Source organism: Geodermatophilus pulveris (genome assembly GCF_900188375.1).
GTDB lineage: Bacteria > Actinomycetota > Actinomycetes > Mycobacteriales > Geodermatophilaceae > Geodermatophilus > Geodermatophilus pulveris.
The window spans coordinates 123,423-140,268 of the sequence record NZ_FZOO01000002.1 but is presented as its reverse complement, the minus strand read 5'-3'; the positions used below and the strand labels follow the sequence as shown (position 1 = coordinate 140,268).

The following is a 16,846-nucleotide window of genomic DNA, read 5'->3' as shown; positions in this document are numbered from 1 at the left end:
CGGGCCGCCTCCGGGTGACGGCGGCCACCGGGGCACCATGGTGGTGGTGAGCGTCGACGTGCGACCCCGCTGCCTGCTGCAGGCCGTCCTGTTCGACATGGACGGCACGCTGGTGGAGACCGAGCAGCACTGGGGGGAGGCGTTGTTCGCCCTCGCCCGCCGGCTCGGCGGGGAGATGTCCGCCGCGGCCCGCGAGCGCACGGTCGGCACGAGCATGCGGACGTCGATGGGCGTGCTGTACGCCGACCTGGGGATCAGCCGCACCGAGGCCGAGCTCGCCGCGGACTCCCGGTGGGTCGTGGACGCCGTCGCCGAGATGCTGGCCGGTCCGCTGCACTGGCGGCCCGGCGCCCGGGAGCTGCTCGCCGAGGCCCGCGACGCCGCGCTGCCGACCGCGCTGGTCACGACGACCCCGCGGCGGCTGACCGACGTGGTGCTGGCCAAGGTCGGACGCGACCTGGGCGGCCCGCCGTTCGACGTCACCGTCTGCGGCGACGAGGTGCCCGCCCGCAAGCCGGACCCGGCGCCCTACCGGCAGGCCGTGGCGGCCCTCGGGGTGGACGCCGGCGGCTGCGTGGCCCTCGAGGACTCCCTGGTCGGTGCGACGGCCGGGCTGGCCGCCGGGCTGGCGGTGCTCGGCATCCCCTCCCTGCAGCCGCTGCCGGAGCTGCCCGGCCTGGTCCGCCGGGACACCCTGGCCGGCGTGCGGCTGGCCGACCTGGACGGGCTGCTCGCCGCCCGCGCCGCGGCGGACGCCCGGGCCTAGAGCGGTACCTCCCGGCCGCGGGAGAGGACGACCCGCGGGCGCTGCAGGGCGCTGACGTCGGCCCTGACGTCACCGTCGACCACCAGCAGGTCGGCGTCGTACCCGGCCGCCAGCCGCCCGGCGGTGCCGCCCAGCCCACAGGCCCGGGCTGCCCGGGCGGTCGCCGCGGTCAGCGCCTGGTCCAGCGGCACACCACAGGGGCCGGCCAGGTCGGCCACCGCGTACGCCACCTGCCCGTGCCGCTTGGTCGGGCCGATGCCGGCGTCGGTGCCGGCCAGCAGGGTCACCCCCGCCTCGTGCAGCCGGGCGACGTGCGGCAGGTGCTGCTCGATCGTCGCGCCCACCGCGGCCAGCCGGGCGCGCACGTGCGGCGGCGGGTCGACGCCGGGCAGGGAACCCACGGTCGGGCACACCAGTGTGCCGGCCGCGGCCAGTGCCGCACCGAGCCGGGCCGGCAGGTGCGGGCCGTCGGCGGTGGAGCAGCTGCAGTGCTCGATGGCGTCGACGCCTGCGGCCAGCGCGCGCTCGACCGCAGCCAGGCCGTGTGCGTGCGCGGCGACCGGGAGGCCCAGCCGGTGCGCCTCGTCGACCACCGCCCGCAGCTCGCCGAGGCCGAACTGGCAGGCGGTCAGGTCGGTGCCGGGCGTGAGGACGCCGCCGCTGGCCATCACCTTCACGACGCCCGCGCCCCGCTCGGCCCGCTCGCGGACGGCACGGCGCAACGCGTCCACCCCGCTGGTCTCGCCGCCCATCGACCAGCAGTGCCCGCCCGGCGAGGTGATCGGCGGCCCAGCGGCGACGACGGTCGGACGCTCGCCGTCCCGCCTCGCGCGGTCGAGGACCGTCCAGTGGTGGTCGCCGAGGTCCCGGACGGTGGTGACCCCTGCGCGCAGCGTCTCCTGCTCGGCGGCGGTGACGACCGCGTCCAGGGCGGCCGCGTCCAGCTCCGGGATCTGCTCCAGCGCCCGTGGGCCACCGTCGCCGCACAGGTGGACGTGGGTGTCGATCAGCCCGGGCAGCAGCGTCCCGCCCGGGACGTCGGTGACCGGGCACCCGTCCGGGACGGCGGCCGAGGCGGGCTCGACGCCGACCACCGTGCGGCCCTCGACCAGCACGAGAGCCCCGCCGGGGACGAAGCGCTCACCGTCGAAGGCCCGCGGGGCCCGGTAGGCGCGCATGGGCGATGCTCCCGCGGGCGGACCGGGCCGGTCCAGGGGGTCACGACCGGCGCGGCCCCGTCAGTCCCGATCGACGACCGGGAGCGTCGCCCAGCCGGCGGCGGCCGCGGCCTCCGCGGGGAACGGCGGGGGCGTGCCGCCGAACGAGGGGCACAGCGCCTGGTGGTCGCACCAGCCGCACAGCCGGGTGCGGTTGGGCCGGAAGTCGCCGGTGGCCACCGCCCGCTCGATGGCCGCCCAGATCGCCTGCAGCGTGCGCTCGAAGCGGACCAGCTCCGCCTCGTCGGGGGAGTAGGTGAGCGCGTCGCCGTTGCCGAGGTAGAGCAGCTTGAGCTGGCTGGCCACCACGCCGCGGGTGCGCCACAGCACCAGCGCGTAGAACTTCATCTGGAACAGGGCCTTGCCCTCGAACGCCTCGCGCGGCACCGACCCGGTCTTGTAGTCGACCACCCGCAGCGCGCCGTTGGGCGCCACGTCCAGCCGGTCGACGTAGCCGCGCAGCAGCAGCCCGTCGGGCAGGGTGACCTCGACCAGCTCCTCGCGGCCGTGCGGCTCGATGCGGGACGGGTCCTCGAGGGAGAAGTAGGTCTGCACCAGCTCCCCGGCCGAGGCCAGCCACTCCTCCAGGGACGTGACCTCCGCGGCGGGGACCTCGGGGGAGGGGCCGTCCGGTGCCGCGGCGCCGGGTGCGCCCCCGGCCGCGCCGTCGGAGGTGAAGAGGGCGGCGACCTCCGGGTCGGCCCGCAGCTCCTCCCACGCCGGGGCGACCAGCTCGCGGGCGGCCTCGGCGGTGCGCTCGCAGGCGGGCAGGTCGTAGAGCCGCTCGAGCACCGCGTGCACCAGCGTGCCGCGCACCGCCGCCGGGCTCCGGCGCTCGGGCAGCCGGTCGATCGTGCGGAACCGGTAGAGCAGGGGGCAGGTCTTGAAGTCGGCCGCCCGGCTCGGCGACAGCGACGGGCGGCGCGGGCCCCGCTCCTCGCCGCCGCTGGCGGTCCGGCCGCTGACCGGGCCCGACCGCGCCGGGTCCTGCGCGGTGCCCAGCCGCGCCGGGTCCTGCGCGGTGCTCAGCCGCGCCGGGTCCTGCGCCGAGCTCGATTGCGCCGAGTCCTGCGCCGTCGCCGTCATGCCCACGAGGCTAGGCGGGGGCACCGACAGTCCCGGGAGCCCGCGCCGGGCGTCCGTAGGCTGGCCGCCCGTGGACGACCACCAGCACACCCCCGGGACGACCGACCCCGCCGCCGAGGCGCCGTCCGGGGGACCGGTGCCCGGGGCCTTCGTCGCCGGGGACCGGGTGCAGCTCACCGATCCCAAGGGCCGGTTGCACACCGTCGTCCTCACCCCCGGCAAGCAGTTCCACACCCACCGCGGCGCGATCGCGCACGACGACCTCATCGGCGCCCCGGAGGGCTCCGTCGTCCACTCCACGGCCAACACCGGCTACCTGGCGTTCCGCCCGCTGCTGGCCGACTTCGTGCTGTCCATGCCGCGCGGCGCCCAGGTCATCTACCCCAAGGACGCCGCGCAGATCGTCGGCGCCGGCGACATCGGCCCCGGCATGCGGGTGCTCGAGGCCGGCGCCGGGTCCGGGGCGCTGACCTGCTCGCTGCTGCGGGCGGTGGGGGAGCGCGGCAGCGTGACCAGCTACGAGCGGCGGGAGGACTTCGCCGACGTGGCCCGCGCCAACGTGGCCGCCTTCTTCGGCGAGGTCCCCGGGACCTGGTCGCTGCGGCTGGGCGACCTCGACCAGCACCCGGCCACCGAGGTGGTGGACCGGGTGACGCTGGACATGCTGGAGCCGTGGGCGGTGCTGCCCACCGTGGCCGCCGCGCTGCGCCCCGGGGGCGTGCTCGTCGGCTACGTGGCCACCACCACCCAGCTGTCCACCTACGTCGAGGCGCTGCGGGCGCAGGGCGTGTGGACCGAGCCGTACGCATGGGAGACTCTGGTGCGGCCCTGGCACGCCGTCGGCCTCGCCGTCCGCCCCGAGCACCGGATGGTGGCGCACACCGCCTTCCTGGTCACCGCGCGGCGGCTGGCGCAGGGCGTGGTGGCGCCGGTGCGGCAGCGCCGCGCCCACAAGGCGTAGCCGCCGCGCTGCCCCGCGAGCCCCCGGCAGGGCGTCGCCGGGCGTGTATAGATTTGCCTCCTGGCTCTCCCGATGTGTCGGAGGTGCGCGATGGGCCCCGGTCTTGGCAATGGTCCCGACGAGTTCAGGGCACGGCGCGAGCGTGACGCGACCGCGCTGCTCAGCCAGATCTCCTACCTGGAGGAGGAGATCGGCCTGCTGCGCCGCAAGGTGGCCGACAGCCCCCGCCAGCTGCGGCTGCTCGAGGAGCGGGTCGCGGAGGCGGAGGGCCGGGCGGCCTTCCTGTCCGAGCGCAACGACAAGCTCGCCACCACCCTGCGCGACGCGCGTGACCAGCTGGTCACGCTCAAGGAGGAGGTGGACCGGCTCGGCCAGCCCCCGTCGGGCTACGGCGTCTTCCTGACCCGGCACGACGACGGCACGGTCGACGTCTTCACCGGCGGCCGCAAGCTGCGCGTCTCGGTGTCCCCGGCGGTGGAGCTCGACGAGCTCCGGCGCGGCCAGGAGGTCATGCTCAACGAGGCGATGAACGTCGTGGAGGCGTGCGGCTTCGAGCGCGCCGGCGACGTCGTCATGCTCAAGGAGCTCCTCGAGCCGGTCGAGGGCGAGGCGCCGCGGGCGCTGGTCATCGGGCACACCGACGAGGAGCGGGTGGTGCACCTCGCCGAGTCCCTCGCCGACTCGCCGCTGCGCAGCGGGGACTCGCTGCTGCTGGAGACCCGCTCGGGCTACGCCTACGAGCGGATCCCCAAGAGCGAGGTCGAGGAGCTGGTGCTCGAGGAGGTCCCCGACATCGACTACACCGACATCGGCGGGCTGGCCCGGCAGATCGAGCAGATCCGCGACGCCGTCGAGCTGCCGTTCCTGCACGCCGACCTGTTCCGCGAGTACGAGCTGCGCCCGCCCAAGGGCATCCTGCTCTACGGCCCGCCCGGCTGCGGCAAGACGCTGATCGCCAAGGCGGTGGCCAACTCGCTGGCCAAGAAGGTGTCCGCGGTGAAGGGGGAGGGGCAGGCGAAGTCCTACTTCCTCAACATCAAGGGCCCCGAGCTGCTCAACAAGTACGTCGGGGAGACCGAGCGGCACATCCGGCTGGTGTTCCAGCGGGCCCGGGAGAAGGCCAGCGAGGGCACGCCGGTCATCGTCTTCTTCGACGAGATGGACTCGATCTTCCGCACCCGCGGGTCCGGGGTGTCCTCCGACGTCGAGAGCACGATCGTCCCCCAGCTGCTCAGCGAGATCGACGGCGTGGAGGGGCTGGAGAACGTCATCGTCATCGGCGCCTCCAACCGGGAGGACATGATCGACCCGGCGATCCTGCGGCCCGGCCGGCTGGACGTGAAGATCAAGATCGAACGGCCGGACGCGGAGGCCGCCCGCGACATCTTCAGCAAGTACCTGACCACCACGCTGCCGCTGCACCCCGACGACCTGGCCGAGCACGGCGGCAGCCGGGAGGCCACCGTCGCCGGGATGATCCAGCGCACCGTCGAGCGGATGTACACCGAGAGCGAGGAGAACCGCTTCCTCGAGGTGACCTACGCCAACGGTGACAAGGAGGTCCTGTACTTCAAGGACTTCAACTCCGGCGCGATGCTGCAGAACATCGTCGACCGCGCCAAGAAGATGGCCATCAAGGAGCGGCTGGAGACCGGCGCCGCCGGCCTGCGGGTCGGCCACCTGATGCAGGCCTGCGTCGACGAGTTCAAGGAGAACGAGGACCTGCCCAACACCACCAACCCCGACGACTGGGCACGCATCTCGGGGAAGAAGGGCGAGCGGATCGTCTACATCCGCACGCTCATCAGCGGCAAGGGCACCGAGAGCGGCCGGGCGATCGACACCGCGACCAACACCGGCCAGTACCTGTAACAGGCGGACGCCGTCCGGCGGCCCGGCCCCGTCGCGGGGCCGGGCCGCCGGCGTCCGGCCGTCCCCGGACGGCCCCGCGGCCCGTCCCCGGCCGGGTCGCGCCGGACGCCTAGGGTTGGCCGCATGAGCGTCAGGCGGGTCATGGGCACCGAGGTCGAGTACGGCATCTCGGTGCCCGGGCAGCCGACGGCGAACCCGACGACGCTGTCCAGCCAGGTGGTGAACGCCTGGTCGGTGGCCGAGGCGCCCTCGCCGCGCCGCCCGCGCTGGGACTTCGAGGAGGAGTCGCCGCTGCGCGACGCCCGCGGGTTCGACCTCTCCCCGGCCCAGGCGCTGGACCACAACGACCTCGACGAGGACTCGGGGATGGCCAACGTCATCCTCACCAACGGGGCCCGCCTCTACGTCGACCACGCGCACCCGGAGTACTCGACGCCGGAGGTCACCAACCCGCGCGACGTCGTCCTGTGGGACAAGGCCGGTGAGCAGGTGATGGCCGAGGCCGCCCGGCGGGCCGCGCGCGTCCCCGGCACGAGTGCGATCCAGCTGTACAAGAACAACACCGACGGCAAGGGCGCGTCCTACGGCGCCCACGAGAACTACCTCATGGACCGGCGGACGCCGTTCCTGGACATCATCCGCGGGCTCATCCCGTTCTTCGCCACCCGACAGGTGTTCGCCGGCTCCGGCCGGGTGGGCATCGGCACCGAGAGCCGCACGCAGGGCTTCCAGCTGTCCCAGCGCGCGGACTTCTTCGAGGTCGAGGTGGGGCTGGAGACCACGCTCAAGCGGCCGATCATCAACACCCGCGACGAGCCGCACGCCGATGCCGACAAGTACCGCCGGCTGCACGTGATCATCGGGGACGCGAACCTCGCCGAGCTGTCGACCTACCTCAAGGTCGGGACGACGGCGCTGGTGCTGGACATGATCGAGGCCCGCACCCTCACCCGCGACCTGTCGCTGGAGGAACCGGTGGCCGAGTTGCAGGCGGTCAGCCACGACCCGTCGCTCACCCACCGGGTGCGGCTGCGCGACGGGCGCCGGATGACCGCCCTGGAGGTGCAGCAGTCCTACCTGGAGATGGCGCAGCGGCACGTCGACCGGCGGGGGGACGGCGACGCGCAGACCGCCGACGTGCTCCGCCGGTGGGCCGAGGTGCTCGAGGACCTCGCCGCGGACCCGATGCGCTGCGCGGACCGGCTGGACTGGCCGGCCAAGCTGCGGCTGCTGGAGGGCTACCGCTCCCGCGACGACCTGGCCTGGGGCGACTCCCGGCTGCGCCTGGTGGACCTGCAGTACTCCGACGTCCGGCCGGAGAAGGGGCTGTACCACCGGCTGGTGTCCCGCGGCTCGATGCAGCGGCTGCTCACCGACGAGGAGGTGGCGCGCGCGGTGCTGAGCCCGCCGTCGGACACCCGGGCGTTCTTCCGCGGGGAGTGCCTGCGCCGGTACCCGGCCCAGGTGGCGGCCGCCTCCTGGGACTCGGTGGTCTTCGACCTCGGCCGGGAGAACCTGGTGCGCATCCCCACCATGGAGCCGCTGCGCGGCACCCGCGACCACGTGGGCGAGCTGTTCGAGTCGACGTCCTCGGCGCAGGAGCTGGTGGACACCATCACGGGTGGCTGACCCGGTCGGTCGGGTCCCCCGCGTCGCACCCCGCGGGTAGCTTCAGCAGCAGGCACCAGCCACGACCTGCACCGGGAGGACCCATGGCCACGAGGGACAGCGGCGGTCAGCAGCGCTCCACGCGCAACCGCGAGGAGACCGAGGAGGTCGAGGCGTCGGTCGACGCCGAGGTCGCCGAGCGCCACAAGGAGGTCACCGAGGACCTCGACTCGATCCTGGACGAGATCGACGAGGTCCTCGAGGAGAACAGTGAAGAGTTCGTTCGGAGCTACGTACAGAAGGGCGGAGAGTGACCATCTGACTCCGAAGAGTGATCATAGAGCGGTGCCCCTCGTGCGAGGAGTCGAAGCCGGCGTCGGAGTTCGGCCAGAACCGCACGCTGAAGGACGGGCTCTCGTTCTACTGCCTCGCGTGCAACCGGTCCCGCAACAACGCCTGGTATCGCGAGGAGCGATGGGCGAGAAGATCCGCGATCACTCGTGGGTACCCGAGGTTTCCGCTGGTGCCCGTCGTGCCGGCAGCCGGTCGCGCACGACGCCTACATGCGGAGCAGCCGCACGGCGTCCGGCTTCGGGAGCCGCTGCACGTCGTGTCACAACGCCGCCAACAGCGAGTACTACTTCCGCCGTGGACACCAGCTGATCAAGAAGCAGGTCCTTGACATGCACGTGGCCCAGGGCGGCCGCTGTGCCATCTGCGGGGACCCGGCGCAGCACCTGGACCACGACCACGCGACCGGGGCGACGCGCCAGTTGCTGTGCCAGCGGTGCAACCAGGGCCTGGGGCTGTTCCGCGACGAGCCGGGCCTGCTGTACGCGGCCGCGCTCCACGTCGACGCCCACCGGGACCGCCAGCTCCTGGCCCGGATCCGGCAGACGTGCGTCGGTCCGGCTCCCGAGCGCCCGGACGGGCACCCGCCGGTAGGGTCGTGACGACGTCCTGACCGGCCCCGTGCGGGCCTCGGCGCGGTGTCGGAACGAGCGGAGGCCGCCGGTCTCCGGCGGCGAGAGAGGCGGATGGGTGAGCGAGACGTCAGCTGGCCGGAGCGGGTTCCCGCCCGCCTACCTGGACCGGGTGGGGTCCTCCTTCACCGACTTCCTGGCGGCGACCAGCCCCGACCTGCTGCCCAGCCGGCGTCCGGTGCCGCAGCTGCCGGTCGGTGAGCTGGCCCCGCACGGCACCACGATCGTCGCGGTCACCTACGACGGCGGCGTCCTCATGGGCGGCGACCGGCGGGCCACCATGGGCAACCTGATCTCCAGCCGGGACATCGAGAAGGTCTACCCGGCCGACGCCTGGTCGGTCATCGGCATCGCCGGCGCCGCGGGCATCGCCATCGAGATGGTCCGGCTCTACCAGGTCGAGCTCGAGCACTACGAGAAGATCGAGGGCCTCACCCTCTCCCTGGACGGCAAGGCCAACCGGCTGGCCCAGATGATCCGCGGCAACCTCGGCGCCGCGCTGCAGGGCCTGGCCGTCGTCCCGCTGTTCGCCGGCTTCGACCTCGACGCCGCACCGGGCACCAGCCCGGGCCGCATCTTCAGCTACGACGTCACCGGCGGGAACTACGAGGAGCGCGGCTACGCCTCGGTGGGCTCCGGCTCGCTGTTCGCCCGCAACTCCCTCAAGAAGACCTGGCGGCCCGGCCTGGGCGGCGACGCGGCCACGCGCAGCCTGGTCGAGGCCCTGTACGACGCGGCCGACGACGACTCCGCCACCGGCGGTCCGGACCCGGTGCGCCGGCTGTACCCGATCGTCTACCGGGTGGACGCCGAGGGGGCGGTCCGGCTGGCCGACGACGAGGTCGCCGCGGTCGCCTCCGGCATCACCGACGAGCGGGCCGCCGCGGACGGGCAGGGCTGACGACGTGACCATGCCGTACTACGCCTCGCCCGAGCAGGTCATGCGCGACCGCTCGGAGTACGCCCGCAAGGGCATCTCCCGCGGCCGCAGCGTCGCCGTCGTCACCTACGCCGACGGCGTGCTGTTCATCGCCGAGAACCCCAGCTCCACGCTGCACAAGGTCGGCGAGCTCTACGACCGCATCGGCTTCGCCGCCGTCGGCCGGTACAGCGAGTTCGAGAGCCTGCGGGTGGCCGGCGTCCGGCTGGCCGACGTCCGCGGCTACAGCTACAACCGCCGCGACGTCACCGGCCGGGTCATCGCCAACGCCTACGCGCAGACCCTCGGCGAGATCTTCACCCAGCAGACCAAGCCCTTCGAGGTCGAGCTGTGCGTCGCCGAGGTCGGGGAGACCCCGGAGTCCGACCAGCTCTACCGGCTGACCTTCGACGGCTCGGTCGTCGACGAGCCGGACTTCATCGTCATGGGCGGCCAGGCCGACGCGGTCAGCGCCAACCTGCGCGAGCACTTCCTCCCCGGCATGGGCCTGGCCGAGGCGTTGCGGGTCGGCGTCCAGGCGCTGTCCGCGGTCAGCCCGGCCACCGCCGGCAACGGCGGCCCCGGACTGCTGTCCGGCGAGCTGCTGGAGGTCGCCGTCCTCGACCGGCGCCGCCCCAAGCGGGCCTTCCGGCGGATCACCGGCGCCGCGCTGCGCACCCTGCTGGACCGGTCCGACGAGGGCGGGACCGTCGCCGCCGAGGAGCCGCACACCGCCGCCCACGCCCCGAGCGTGCCCCAGCCCGGCACCCCGGCCGGGCTCGGTGACCCGGACGTGCCGGACACCGCGGGCGGCACCGGCGAGGCCACCGCACCGGACGCCGGCTGACCGCACCGCCGGGGGGACCGCCCGGCCCCGCGCGCGTCAGCGGGGCACGGCGCGGCCGGCGTCCCGCCGCCAGGCGCTGAACGAATTCACCGACGTCGTGCCCGGCCGCACCAGCCACGGCCACGGGTGCACCTCGGCGACGTCCAGTCCCGCGGCCCGCCGGCCCCAGCCGGGCACCGGCGCCCACGTGGCGGCCAGCCGCCGGCCGGCCAGCTCACCGGTCACCGGGCCGCGCCGCACCTCCACCGGCCGGTGCGCGGCCAGCTCGCCCAGCGTCTCGGCGAGGAACACCAGCCGCTTGCCCGACAGCCGCAGCCGCGCCAGGAGCGGCTCGTCGAACACGAACACCGCCGGGCGCGTCGCGTCGGCGGCCAGCGCCGGGTCCTCGTCGCCGAGGGACTCCGCGGTCAGCCACACCCACTCGCCCGCCCCGGCGCCCTCGGCCGCCGGCGGCCCGCCGGGCACCGGGCCCCGGCCGAGCTCGGGCCCGTCCACCCGCCGGCCGGGGGAGGCCTCCGGCCACTGCTCGATCGGGCACGCCCGGCGCAGCGCGCACCCGGCGCACAGCTCCGGCGCCCGCTTCTCCACCTGCCACCGGCTGAACCCGTAGGGCTTGCCGCTGCCGGTGCCCACCGTCCACTGCCAGCCCAGCCCGTTGGCCGCCCGCGACCCGTCCAGCAGGTGCCGATAGGTCTCCGCCTCGCCGTCGCGCCAGTCCGCCCCGGCCCGCACCGCCCACTGCGAGGCCAGCCACATGCGCGTCTGGTTGACCAGCCACCCGTCGCGGTGCAGCTCCTCCACCACGGTCGCCATGCAGTTCATCCGCTCCGGCCACGGCTCGTCGTCCCAGCGCGCCGCGGGTGGCTGGTCGAAGCGCAGGTGGTCGCGCAGGCCACGCCCGACCCGCGCGTACAGGTGCCGCGCGTACTCCTGCCAGAGCAGCTCGTCGCGGTACTTGGCGCGGTCGCGCGGCGGGGCGCCGGCCACGGCGTCCCACACCCGCGGCAGCGGCAGCAGGCCGTGCCGCACGTACGGCGACACCCGGCTCGCACCGCGCCGCCGCACGGGCAGCACCGTGCTGCGGTCGCGGGCGTAGCCGGTGACGTCCAGCGCGGCCAGCGCCGCGTCGGCCGCCGACTGCCCGCCGCGGAACGCACCGGGCGCGACGCCGTCCGGGCCCTCCAGGGTGAGGTCCCCGAGGTGGGCGGACACCCACGCGGCGGTGTCGGCGGGCGTCGCGCCGTCGGCGGGGGAGGGGGGCGCGGGCAGGAGGGGCACCCGGCCCACTGTGCCGGTGGGGTGTGACGGGACGTCGCGGCACGCTGATGTCGGTCGCGGCGCCTAGGCTCGGGACGTGGAGCGACGCATCTTCGGCATCGAGACCGAGTACGGGGTGACGTGCACCTTCCGCGGCCAGCGCCGGCTGTCCCCGGACGAGGTGGCGCGCTACCTGTTCCGCCGCGTGGTGTCGTGGGGGCGCAGCTCCAACGTCTTCCTGCGCAACGGCTCGCGGCTGTACCTCGACGTGGGCAGCCACCCGGAGTACGCCACCGCGGAGTGCGACGACCTCACCGAGCTCGTGGTCCACGACAAGGCCGGCGAGCGGATCCTGGAGGGGCTGCTGGTCGACGCCGAGCAGCGGCTGGCCGAGGAGGGCGTCACCGGCGACATCTACCTGTTCAAGAACAACACCGACTCCGCCGGCAACAGCTACGGCTGCCACGAGAACTACCTGGTGGGCCGGCACGGGGAGTTCAGCCGGCTGGCCGACGTGCTCATCCCCTTCCTGGTCAGCCGTCAGATCGTCGTCGGCGCGGGCAAGGTGCTGCAGACCCCGCGCGGGGCGATCTACTGCATCAGCCAGCGCGCCGAGCACATCTGGGAGGGCGTCTCCTCCGCCACCACCCGCTCCCGGCCGATCATCAACACCCGCGACGAGCCGCACGCCGACGCCGAGCGCTACCGGCGGCTGCACGTCATCGTCGGCGACTCGAACATGAACGAGACGACGACGCTGCTCAAGGTCGCCGTCACCGACCTGGTGCTGCGCATGATCGAGGCCGGGGTCCCCATCCGGGACATGACGCTGGAGAACCCGATCCGCGCCATCCGCGAGATCAGCCACGACATGACCGGACGGCGCCGGGTGCGGCTGGCCAACGGCAAGGAGATGTCGGCGCTGGAGATCCAGTCGGAGTACCACTCCCGGGCGGCGGAGTTCGTCGACCGCGAGGGTTTCGGCCCGGTGCACCGGCAGATGCTCGAGCTGTGGGGGCGGGTGCTCAAGGCCGTCGACACCGGCGACCTGTCGCTCATCGAGCGGGAGATCGACTGGGCCACCAAGTACCAGCTCATCGAGCGCTACCGGGCCAAGCGGGACCTGCCGATGAGCCACCCGCGGATCGCCCAGATGGACCTCGCCTACCACGACATCAGCCGCACCCGCGGGCTGTACTACCTGCTCGAGCGCAACGACCAGGTCGACCGGGTGGCCCACGAGCCGCGGGTGTTCGAGGCCAAGAACGTGCCCCCGCAGACCACCCGCGCCCGGCTGCGCGGGGAGTTCATCCGCAAGGCGCAGGAGAAGCGCCGCGACTTCACCGTCGACTGGGTGCACCTCAAGCTCAACGACCAGGCCCAGCGCACCGTGCTGTGCAAGGACCCGTTCAAGGCCGTCGACGAGCGCGTGGACAAGCTCATCGCCAGCATGTGAGCCGTGGGCGAGATCGGCGATCTCGCACGCTCAGGACGTCTACGGCGTGCGAGATCGCCGATGTCGCCGTGGCACCGCGCGGTGTCGGCCGGTGGGCCGACGATCAGTCCAGCGGCACCTGGAGGGCGGCGTAGCGGCCGGCGGCGGCCGCGGCCAGGAAGTAGGCGCGCTCCTCGGGGAAGCTGCGGCCCATCGTCGACAGCGGCACCGGGGACAGCCCGAGGGCGTCCTCGAGGCCGTCGACGTCCATCCACACCACCCGGTTGCGCTGCGGCTGGCCGGCGAGGTCCTCCTCGACCTGGCTGCCCAGCTCCGAGCCCAGCCCGCGCGGCGCCACCAACGTCACCCCGCCGAGGGCCACCCGGCCGAACGCGGTCAGCGAGTGGTGGGACACCCCGCGGTGCCGCGGCCGCGGGTCGCCGTCGGAGATGCGCAGCGCCCCCACCGGCTCCCCGCCGAGCACGGTCACCGCGTTGCACGCCTCGCCGGCGGCCACCCCGGAGAACCCCCACGACGTCCCGGTGCCCAGGTTGCCCGGGCCCTGGCTGACGATCGCCACGTCCGCGCCGAGCACGTGCCGGGCGGCCAGCAGCCCGGTGTGCAGGGTGACCGCCTCCAGGTCGCCGCCGAACGCCTGGCCCACGGTCACCACGCCGGCCAGCGAGGGCGCCAGCGCCGACAACGTCCGCGAGAAGCCGGCCACCAGCGCGCCGCCGTCGGTCATGACGTAGGCCACCCGCAGGTCCGGGTCGGTGGCCAGGACGCCGATCAGCGCGGCCGGCAGCGCGGAGTGCAGGTCGGCGACCACGACCGGCATCCCGGCGACGTCCTCGGCGTCGGCGATCGTGCGGTGGTGCTCGGTGCCCTGCTCGTCGACGCCCTGCACGCTCACCTGCAGCGGCGTGTACCGGGCCTTGACCAGGTGGCCGGGGCCGGTGGGGTCCGGCGGCAGCCGGTCGGGGACGGCGACCACCAGCGCGTACCCGCCGGTGCCCAGGCCCTGCGCCCACGCGGTGGTGTTGAGCAGCACCGTGTCGCCGACCTCCGGGACGCCGACCAGCGAGGGGTGCGCCAGCGCCCGCACCTCGCCGTCGCCCTCGACCCGGGCCGTGAGCTCCTGCGCGTCGCGCCAGGCCCGGCCCAGCGCCGTCACCGTGCCCCGGCGCCACCGGATCCGCTGCCGTGCCGCCTCTGCATCCCCCACCCGGGCAGGCTAGCCAGCACCCTCACGCGCTGCCGCTCCTGACTAGCCTGGGCCTGTGGCGGCGAAGCGGGCGGAGCGGCTGGTGAACCTGGTCTTCGCGCTGCTCGGCACCCGGCAGTACGTCACGGCGGCGAAGATCCGCGCCACCGTGCCCGGCTACGAGCCCGACGACGGCACCGCCCGCGCCGACGAGGCCTTCAAGCGGATGTTCGAGCGGGACAAGGCCGAGCTGCGCGAGATGGGCGTGCCGCTGGAGACCGGCCGCACCAGCGTCTTCGACACCGAGGACGGCTACCGCATCGCCCGCGCGGACTACGAGCTGCCCGAGATCACCCTGACCGGCGAGGAGGCCGCCGCGGTCGGCCTGGCGCTGCGGCTGTGGGAGTCCGCGCAGCTGGCCGGCGCCGCGCAGAGCGCGCTGGTCAAGCTCAAGGCCGCCGGGGTGGACGTCGACACCTCCCGCGCGATCCCGCTGCGGCCCCGGCTGGACTCCGACGAACCGGCCTTCGAGCCCAGCTACGCCGCGGCCCGCGACCGCCGGGAGCTGCACTTCGACTACCGCCGCCCCGACGAGGACGCCCCCGCCCGCCGCCGCGTGCAGCCCTGGGGGGTCGTCGCCTGGCACGGCCGCTGGTACCTCGGCGGGCTGGACCTCGACCGCCGGGCGCCGCGGGTGTTCCGGCTGTCCCGCGTCGTCGGGACGCCGCGGGCGTCCGGACCCGCCGGCGCCTTCGAGCCGCCGACCGACGTGGACCTCGCGGCCATGGTCGCGGGGCAGGTCCGCGGGGAGGAGCAGCTCGTGGTGGTGCGCGCCCGGCCCGGCACCGCGGTCGGCCTGCGCCGGCACGCCGTCCCGCTGGGGGCGGCCGACGACGGGGACGACCGGCTGCAGCTGCGCACCACCGAGCCGATGCGGCTGGCCGGCGAGATCGCCTCCTACGGGGCGGACGTCGTCGTCGAGGCCCCGGCCGCGGTCCGCGAGGCGGTCGTCGAGCGGCTCACCCGGCTGGCCGCCATGTCCCCGGAGGGTGTCGCGTGAGCGCGCCCACCACCACCGAGCGGATGACCCGGCTGCTCTCCCTGGTGCCCTACCTCACCGCGCGCCCCGAGGGGGTGCCGCTGGCCGAGGTGGCCCGCGACTTCGGCGTCCCCGAGCGGCAGCTGCGCCGCGACCTGGAGCTGCTGTGGATGTGCGGGCTGCCCGGCTACGGGCCCGGCGACCTCATCGACCTCGCCTTCGAGGGCGACCGGGTGCGGGTCACCTCCACCGCGGGCCTGGTGCGCCCGCTGCGGCTGACCACCGACGAGGCGGTGGCCCTCGTCGTCGCGCTGCGCGCCCTGCTCGAGCTGCCGGGACTGGCCGAGCGGGAGGCGGTCGGCCGGGCGCTGGCCAAGGTGTCCGCCGCCGCCGGGCACGCCGCGGACCGCGGGACGCCGGTGACGCTGTCGGTCGACGCCAAGGAGCAGGCGCTGGCCGTCGTCCGCGAGGGCCTGGAGCGCGGCCGCGCGCTGCACCTGCACTACTACGTGCCCACCCGCGACGAGCGCACCGAGCGCACCGTCGACCCGCTGCGCCTGCACCTGGTCGACGGCCGCTGGTACCTGGAGGCGTGGTCGCGCGAGGTCGCCGCCGTCCGGATGTTCCGGCTGGACCGCATCGACGACGTCCGCGTCCTCGACGAGCCCTCCGCCCCGCCGCCCGGGGTGCCCCTGCGCGACGTCGACGCCGGGCTCTACCAGCCCGAGCCGGGCGCGCCCGTGGTGCGCCTGCGGCTGTCCCGCACCGCGCGCTGGGTGGCCGAGTACTACCCGGTGGAGGAGGTGCGCGAGGTCGACGACCCGCCCGGCGGGCTGGCCGTCGCGGTCCGCACCGCCGACGTGGCGTGGGCCCGCCGGCTGGTCGCCTCCCTGGGCGGGGCCGTCACCGTCGACGAGCCGGCCGCGCTGGCCGCGGCCGTGGCCGCCGACGCCCGGGCCGCCCTCACCCGCTATCCGGCTGCCGGACAGCTCCCGGCCACCTCCGGGCACTAGGGTCGCGGCCGTGCTGCTGACCGTCGTGTTCACCGCCGTCGCCGTGCTGGCCGTGGTCGTGCTCGGCTCGCTGGTGTACGGGGTCCTCGGCGCCGCCGGCCGGCTGCGCCGGGAGGTCGCGGCGCTGGAGCGGGAGCTGCGGCCGCTGCTCACCGAGGCGCAGGCCACCGCCGCCCGGGCCGCGCAGGTGCAGCAACCCTCCTGACCCGCCCGTTCCGGGGGACGGCGCGGCCGCGCCCGGGACGTAGCATCGTCGTCGTCACCCACCTACGGAGGACCAGCCATGCCCAGTCTCGGACCGCTGGAGATCGGCCTGATCATCCTGGCCATCCTGCTGCTCTTCGGCTACAAGAAGCTCCCGGACGCCTCGCGCTCGCTGGGCCGCTCGCTGCGCATCTTCAAGGGCGAGATGAAGGGCATGAAGGACGACGACGTCCGCACCAAGGACGCCGCGACGACCTCCCCGGTGCGCGGCGAGGTGCTCCCGCCGGTGACCGCCGCCGACCGCGAGCGGGAGGCCCTCGAGGCCGAGGCGCGCGCCGCGGAGGCCCGGGCCGCCGAGCTGCGCGCCCGCGCCACCCAGGGCGGCCCGGCCGACAGCACCCGCTGACGCCGCTGGCGGCAGCACCATGAGCGACA

Annotated in this window: 17 protein-coding genes; 13 read left to right on the top strand and 4 right to left on the bottom strand. The window is 74.8% G+C overall.

Annotated elements, in window-relative coordinates; all coding sequences use genetic code 11:
* Positions 1-46 precede the first annotated feature (46 nt).
* Positions 47-766 (top strand): HAD family hydrolase, encoded by a 720-nt coding sequence (locus CHB98_RS04180; protein WP_245820922.1) that lies wholly within the window; start codon positions 47-49, stop codon positions 764-766.
* Here CHB98_RS04180 and CHB98_RS04175 read toward each other — a convergent pair.
* Positions 763-1,944, bottom strand: coding sequence for an amidohydrolase family protein (locus CHB98_RS04175; protein ID WP_089304349.1), 1,182 nt, complete (start codon positions 1,942-1,944; stop codon positions 763-765). The two genes, CHB98_RS04180 and CHB98_RS04175, sit on opposite strands and share 4 nt — an antisense overlap.
* Before the next feature lie 60 nt (positions 1,945-2,004).
* The gene (locus CHB98_RS04170) at positions 2,005-3,069 is read right to left on the bottom strand and encodes a RecB family exonuclease (RefSeq protein WP_281251830.1); all 1,065 of its coding nucleotides are present in this window, start codon (positions 3,067-3,069) and stop codon (positions 2,005-2,007) included.
* A 70-nt stretch (positions 3,070-3,139) separates the two neighbouring features.
* Between CHB98_RS04170 and CHB98_RS04165 the strand changes: the two genes are divergently transcribed.
* From CHB98_RS04165 to prcA, 7 genes are all read left to right on the top strand, one after another.
* A complete protein-coding gene (locus CHB98_RS04165; protein ID WP_281251829.1) occupies positions 3,140-4,030 on the top strand; it encodes a tRNA (adenine-N1)-methyltransferase in 891 nt (296 codons plus the stop codon).
* A 90-nt stretch (positions 4,031-4,120) separates the two neighbouring features.
* Positions 4,121-5,902: a proteasome ATPase gene (arc, locus tag CHB98_RS04160; protein ID WP_089304348.1), complete on the top strand. Its 1,782-nt coding sequence runs from the start codon at positions 4,121-4,123 to the stop codon at positions 5,900-5,902.
* Between the two features lie 123 nt (positions 5,903-6,025).
* Positions 6,026-7,531 carry a depupylase/deamidase Dop gene (gene dop / locus CHB98_RS04155; protein WP_089304347.1) on the top strand — a complete coding sequence of 502 codons (1,506 nt, stop codon included), beginning with the start codon at positions 6,026-6,028 and terminating at the stop codon, positions 7,529-7,531.
* Between the two features lie 83 nt (positions 7,532-7,614).
* Positions 7,615-7,824, top strand: coding sequence for a ubiquitin-like protein Pup (locus tag CHB98_RS04150; protein ID WP_089304346.1), 210 nt, complete (start codon positions 7,615-7,617; stop codon positions 7,822-7,824).
* A 249-nt stretch (positions 7,825-8,073) separates the two neighbouring features.
* Positions 8,074-8,463 carry an endonuclease domain-containing protein gene (locus tag CHB98_RS04145; protein WP_143424934.1) on the top strand — a complete coding sequence of 130 codons (390 nt, stop codon included), beginning with the start codon at positions 8,074-8,076 and terminating at the stop codon, positions 8,461-8,463.
* Positions 8,464-8,551: 88 nt separating this feature from the next.
* Positions 8,552-9,394, top strand: coding sequence for a proteasome subunit beta (gene prcB / locus CHB98_RS04140; RefSeq protein WP_089304344.1), 843 nt, complete (start codon positions 8,552-8,554; stop codon positions 9,392-9,394).
* A gap of 10 nt (positions 9,395-9,404) precedes the next feature.
* Positions 9,405-10,259 carry a proteasome subunit alpha gene (gene prcA / locus CHB98_RS04135; protein ID WP_245820962.1) on the top strand — a complete coding sequence of 285 codons (855 nt, stop codon included), beginning with the start codon at positions 9,405-9,407 and terminating at the stop codon, positions 10,257-10,259.
* A gap of 36 nt (positions 10,260-10,295) precedes the next feature.
* On the opposite strand, the gene CHB98_RS04130 is transcribed toward prcA, so the two are convergent.
* On the bottom strand, positions 10,296-11,537 hold the full coding sequence (locus tag CHB98_RS04130; protein WP_089304784.1) for an FAD-binding domain-containing protein: 1,242 nt from the start codon (positions 11,535-11,537) through the stop codon (positions 10,296-10,298).
* Positions 11,538-11,613: 76 nt separating this feature from the next.
* On the opposite strand from CHB98_RS04130, the gene pafA reads away from it, so the two are divergent.
* A complete protein-coding gene (pafA, locus tag CHB98_RS04125) occupies positions 11,614-12,972 on the top strand; it encodes a Pup--protein ligase (RefSeq protein WP_089304342.1) in 1,359 nt (452 codons plus the stop codon).
* A 103-nt stretch (positions 12,973-13,075) separates the two neighbouring features.
* On the opposite strand, the gene CHB98_RS04120 is transcribed toward pafA, so the two are convergent.
* The gene (locus CHB98_RS04120; protein WP_089304341.1) at positions 13,076-14,176 is read right to left on the bottom strand and encodes a DUF3866 family protein; all 1,101 of its coding nucleotides are present in this window, start codon (positions 14,174-14,176) and stop codon (positions 13,076-13,078) included.
* 55 nt (positions 14,177-14,231) lie between these two features.
* Between CHB98_RS04120 and CHB98_RS04115 the strand changes: the two genes are divergently transcribed.
* The 4 genes from CHB98_RS04115 to tatA all read left to right on the top strand — a co-directional run bounded on the left by CHB98_RS04115 (position 14,232) and on the right by tatA (position 16,817).
* Positions 14,232-15,215, top strand: a complete 984-nt coding sequence (locus CHB98_RS04115) for a helix-turn-helix transcriptional regulator (RefSeq protein WP_089304340.1) — start codon at positions 14,232-14,234, stop codon at positions 15,213-15,215.
* Entirely contained in the window at positions 15,212-16,207 is a 996-nt protein-coding gene (locus tag CHB98_RS04110) for a helix-turn-helix transcriptional regulator (RefSeq protein WP_089304339.1), read from the top strand. Before CHB98_RS04115 ends, CHB98_RS04110 begins: the two co-directional genes overlap by 4 nt.
* 10 nt (positions 16,208-16,217) lie before the next feature.
* Positions 16,218-16,412 (top strand): hypothetical protein, encoded by a 195-nt coding sequence (locus CHB98_RS04105; protein WP_089304338.1) that lies wholly within the window; start codon positions 16,218-16,220, stop codon positions 16,410-16,412.
* Positions 16,413-16,490: 78 nt separating this feature from the next.
* Positions 16,491-16,817, top strand: coding sequence for a Sec-independent protein translocase subunit TatA (tatA, locus tag CHB98_RS04100; protein WP_089304337.1), 327 nt, complete (start codon positions 16,491-16,493; stop codon positions 16,815-16,817).
* Positions 16,818-16,846: the final 29 nt, after the last annotated feature.

Excerpts from the sequence above, each read along its gene's own strand:
- CHB98_RS04175 (WP_089304349.1), bottom strand. The coding sequence starts at position 1,944 with ATGCGCGCCTACCGGGCCCCGCGGGCCTTCGACGGTGAGCGCTTCGTC.
- CHB98_RS04170 (WP_281251830.1), bottom strand. The coding sequence starts at position 3,069 with ATGACGGCGACGGCGCAGGACTCGGCGCAATCGAGCTCGGCGCAGGAC.
- arc (WP_089304348.1), top strand. The coding sequence starts at position 4,121 with ATGGGCCCCGGTCTTGGCAATGGTCCCGACGAGTTCAGGGCACGGCGC.
- dop (WP_089304347.1), top strand. The coding sequence starts at position 6,026 with ATGAGCGTCAGGCGGGTCATGGGCACCGAGGTCGAGTACGGCATCTCG.
- CHB98_RS04150 (WP_089304346.1), top strand. The coding sequence starts at position 7,615 with ATGGCCACGAGGGACAGCGGCGGTCAGCAGCGCTCCACGCGCAACCGC.
- CHB98_RS04145 (WP_143424934.1), top strand. The coding sequence starts at position 8,074 with ATGCGGAGCAGCCGCACGGCGTCCGGCTTCGGGAGCCGCTGCACGTCG.
- prcA (WP_245820962.1), top strand. The coding sequence starts at position 9,405 with ATGCCGTACTACGCCTCGCCCGAGCAGGTCATGCGCGACCGCTCGGAG.
- tatA (WP_089304337.1), top strand. The coding sequence starts at position 16,491 with ATGCCCAGTCTCGGACCGCTGGAGATCGGCCTGATCATCCTGGCCATC.